At 72.3% G+C, this 2,902-nt stretch carries 4 protein-coding genes; 3 read left to right on the top strand and 1 reads right to left on the bottom strand.

Annotated features, from left to right (window positions below; genetic code table 11):
- Window positions 1-1,429 (top strand): LuxR C-terminal-related transcriptional regulator (locus tag NL1_RS35860; RefSeq protein WP_162272806.1); only part of this gene is annotated, 1,429 nt, incomplete at its 5' end.
- A 23-nt stretch (window positions 1,430-1,452) separates the two neighbouring features.
- Here NL1_RS35860 and NL1_RS35855 read toward each other — a convergent pair.
- Window positions 1,453-1,692: a hypothetical protein gene (locus NL1_RS35855; RefSeq protein WP_067849382.1), complete on the bottom strand. Its 240-nt coding sequence runs from the start codon at window positions 1,690-1,692 to the stop codon at window positions 1,453-1,455.
- 88 nt (window positions 1,693-1,780) lie between these two features.
- On the opposite strand from NL1_RS35855, the gene NL1_RS35850 reads away from it, so the two are divergent.
- Both NL1_RS35850 and NL1_RS35845 read left to right on the top strand, forming a co-directional pair.
- Window positions 1,781-2,215, top strand: coding sequence for a nitroreductase family deazaflavin-dependent oxidoreductase (locus NL1_RS35850; protein ID WP_067849379.1), 435 nt, complete (start codon window positions 1,781-1,783; stop codon window positions 2,213-2,215).
- Window positions 2,216-2,277: 62 nt separating this feature from the next.
- The coding region (locus NL1_RS35845; protein WP_156095218.1) for a pyridoxal-phosphate dependent enzyme at window positions 2,278-2,902 on the top strand (625 nt) is incomplete at its 3' end.

Raw genomic sequence — 2,902 nt, 5'->3', positions numbered from 1 at the left:
GCGCGCGGCCGCGCAGACCGCCGACCCGCTGCTCGCCGCCCGGCTCGACCTGGTCCGCGGCCTCGCGGAATTCGGTGCGGGCAAACGACTTCCGGCGCACCGGCGACTGGTCGCGGCGGCCGACGCGGTGCGGCTCCGGCAGCCGCTGCTCGCGGCGCGCATCCTGACCGTCGCGGTGCACACCGCGTGGTATCTCGGCGCCGACGAACTCGACGAGGTCACCGAGCGCCTCGCGGCACTGCCGCTGCCCGAGGACCATTCGCTGGCGCACACCACCGGGTACGTGCTCGACGGCGTGCACGGTCGGTTTCGCATCGAGCTGCGCGCCGCGGCCGACGCGGCCCGCGCCACCGGCGTGGACGCGCGCGATCTGGTGCAGCTGTCCGGCGTCGCGCTGGTGGTCGGGCAGGACGAGCAGGTGGCGGAACTGGCGGACACGCTCGTCGCGTACTGCCGCGACCAGGGCCGGATCGGCATGCTGCCGACGCTGCTGTTCTTCCGCGCCGAGGCCGAAGCATTTCTCGGCAGGCCGCGCGAGGCGTTGGTCGTCGCCACCGAGGGCGCGCGGATCGCCGAGGACATCGGGCAGGGCCACTGGGTCAGCCAGCTCTGTGCCTTTCTCGCCTATCTCGCCGCGCTCGGCGGCCACGAGGCGACGTGCCGGACGGCGGCCGACCGCGCGCTGGCCGAGGAGTTCGGCGGCGCCGACGCACCGGGCGCGTCCTGGGCGCACGCCGCGCTCGGCATGCTCGACCTCGGCCTCGGCCGGGTAGACAGCGCCATGTCCCGTTTCGAGTCGCTCACCGAAGAACCGTTCCGGCACATGGTCATCGGTCTGCGCTCACTGCCCGATCTGGTCGAGGCTGCGGTGCGGCTCGCCGACCCGGCCCGTGCGGGCGACGCGCTCGATCGTCTGGACGACTGGGCCGCGACCTCGCGTCAGGGGTGGGTCGGCGCGCTCGCCGCACGCGCTCGCGCCCTGCTCGGCCCGGACGCGCAGGCCGAGGCGCATTTCCGGGCCGCCCTCGAGCTCGGTGGCCGCCCGTTCGAACGGGCCCGCACCCAGCTGCTCTACGGGGAGTGGCTGCGCCGCAACCGCCGCAAGGTGGACGCGCGGACCCAGCTGCAGCAGGCCATGGAGACCTTTCAGCGTCTCGAGGCCGCACCGTGGGCCGAACGCGCTCGGGTCGAACTCGGCGCGCTCGGCGTCGGAGCGGCGGCGCGAGCGGGGTCGGGGGTGCTCGCCGCGCTCACCCCGCAGGAGTTGCAGATCGTGCGGCTCGCGGCGCAGGGGATGACGAATCGGGACATCGCGGCGCAGCTGTTCCTGAGCCCGCGGACGGTCGGCCATCACCTGTACAAGGCGTATCCGAAGCTGGGAGTGGTCTCGCGCGGGGAGCTGGCGGCGCTGCCGTTGGATGCGGAGTGATCCGTGGGCGCGGACCGTGGCGATCAGTGCGCCGACAGCGCTCGCGGGCGCCGGATCACGCCGGCGTCGCGTCGCGCGGTGATCTGGCCGAGCGTCCAGCGCACGGCGGTGATCGTCGCGGCCGCCAGCACCGCGACCTGCGGCGCGCCGGTGATCAGCAGGAGCAGCACACCGGCCACCAGCCCGGCGGCCAGCGCCTCGAGCTTGTACACGGGCCACGCGGTACCCGCGATGTCCACGGTGGTGGGGTGAGCCGTTGCCATGCGATCAGGATATACGGAAGGTGAATTTCGGGCTACCGAACATTTCCGGCCGGGGAACACCGGCGGTGGATGCGGTGTTGCCGGTCGTATGCCACTCACCGGAGACTACGCACCGAGCACGTCCGACTGGGCCCGCAAGCAGGCCGAGACCTACGAGAATTCCGGCGGTACCAAGGGCACGTCGATGCTGGGCAAGCCCGTCGTCCTGCTCACCACCAAAGGCGCCAAGACCGGAAAGCTGCGCAAGACCCCGCTGATGCGCGTGGAGCACGACGGCGAGTACGCCGTGGTCGCCTCGCTGGGCGGCGCGCCCAAGCACCCGGTCTGGTACTTCAACGTCAAGGCCGAAGCGCACGTCGAGCTGCGCGACGGCGAGGTCACCAAGGACTACACCGCGCGTGAGGTGTTCGGCGAGGAGAAGCGGCAGTGGTGGGAGCGCGCCGTCGCGGTGTGGCCCGATTACGCGAACTACCAGACGAAGACCACCCGCGAGATCCCCGTTTTCGTGCTCACCCCTCGGTGATCGGAAGCACCACCGCCCACCCGCCGCGACTCCGCGTCGCGGCGGGTGGCAGCATATTTCGGGTGTCCAATCCGCTTGAAGTGGTCGATCACCTGTCCTCCCCCCGTCCCGTGCTGAACGCGGACGAGATCGATGCCGCCGCCAAGCGAATTGCCGACATTATCGAGCCGACCCCGCTCCAGCTCAGCCCGCGACTGTCCGAGCTGACCGGCGCGCAGGTCTACCTCAAGCGTGAGGACCTCACGGCCGTGCGCTCCTACAAGCTGCGCGGCGCCTACAACCTGATCGTCCAGCTCAGCGCCGAGGAGCGGGCCGCGGGCGTGGTCGCGGCCAGCGCGGGCAACCACGCCCAGGGCGTCGCCTACGCCTGCCGTGCGATGGGCATCGCCTGTCGCATCTACGTGCCGACCACCACCCCCAAGCAGAAGCGCGACCGAATCCGGGTGCACGGCGGCGAGTTCGTCGAGCTGATCGCGGTCGGCGAGACCTACGACGCCGCCGCGGCCGCCGCGGCCGCCGACGTCGAACGCACCGGCGCGACCATGGTGCCCCCGTTCGACGACACGCGCACCGCCGCGGGCCAGGGCACCATCGCCGCCGAAATCCTCGAGCAGCTCGGCGCCGCACCCGACCTGGTGGTCGTCCCGGTGGGCGGCGGCGGCTGCCTGGCGGGCGTGGGCACCTACC

It is taken from the genome of Nocardia lijiangensis NBRC 108240, from assembly GCF_001613045.1.
Taxonomy (GTDB): domain Bacteria; phylum Actinomycetota; class Actinomycetes; order Mycobacteriales; family Mycobacteriaceae; genus Nocardia; species Nocardia lijiangensis.
This window is presented reverse-complemented; position numbering and strand designations above follow the sequence as displayed.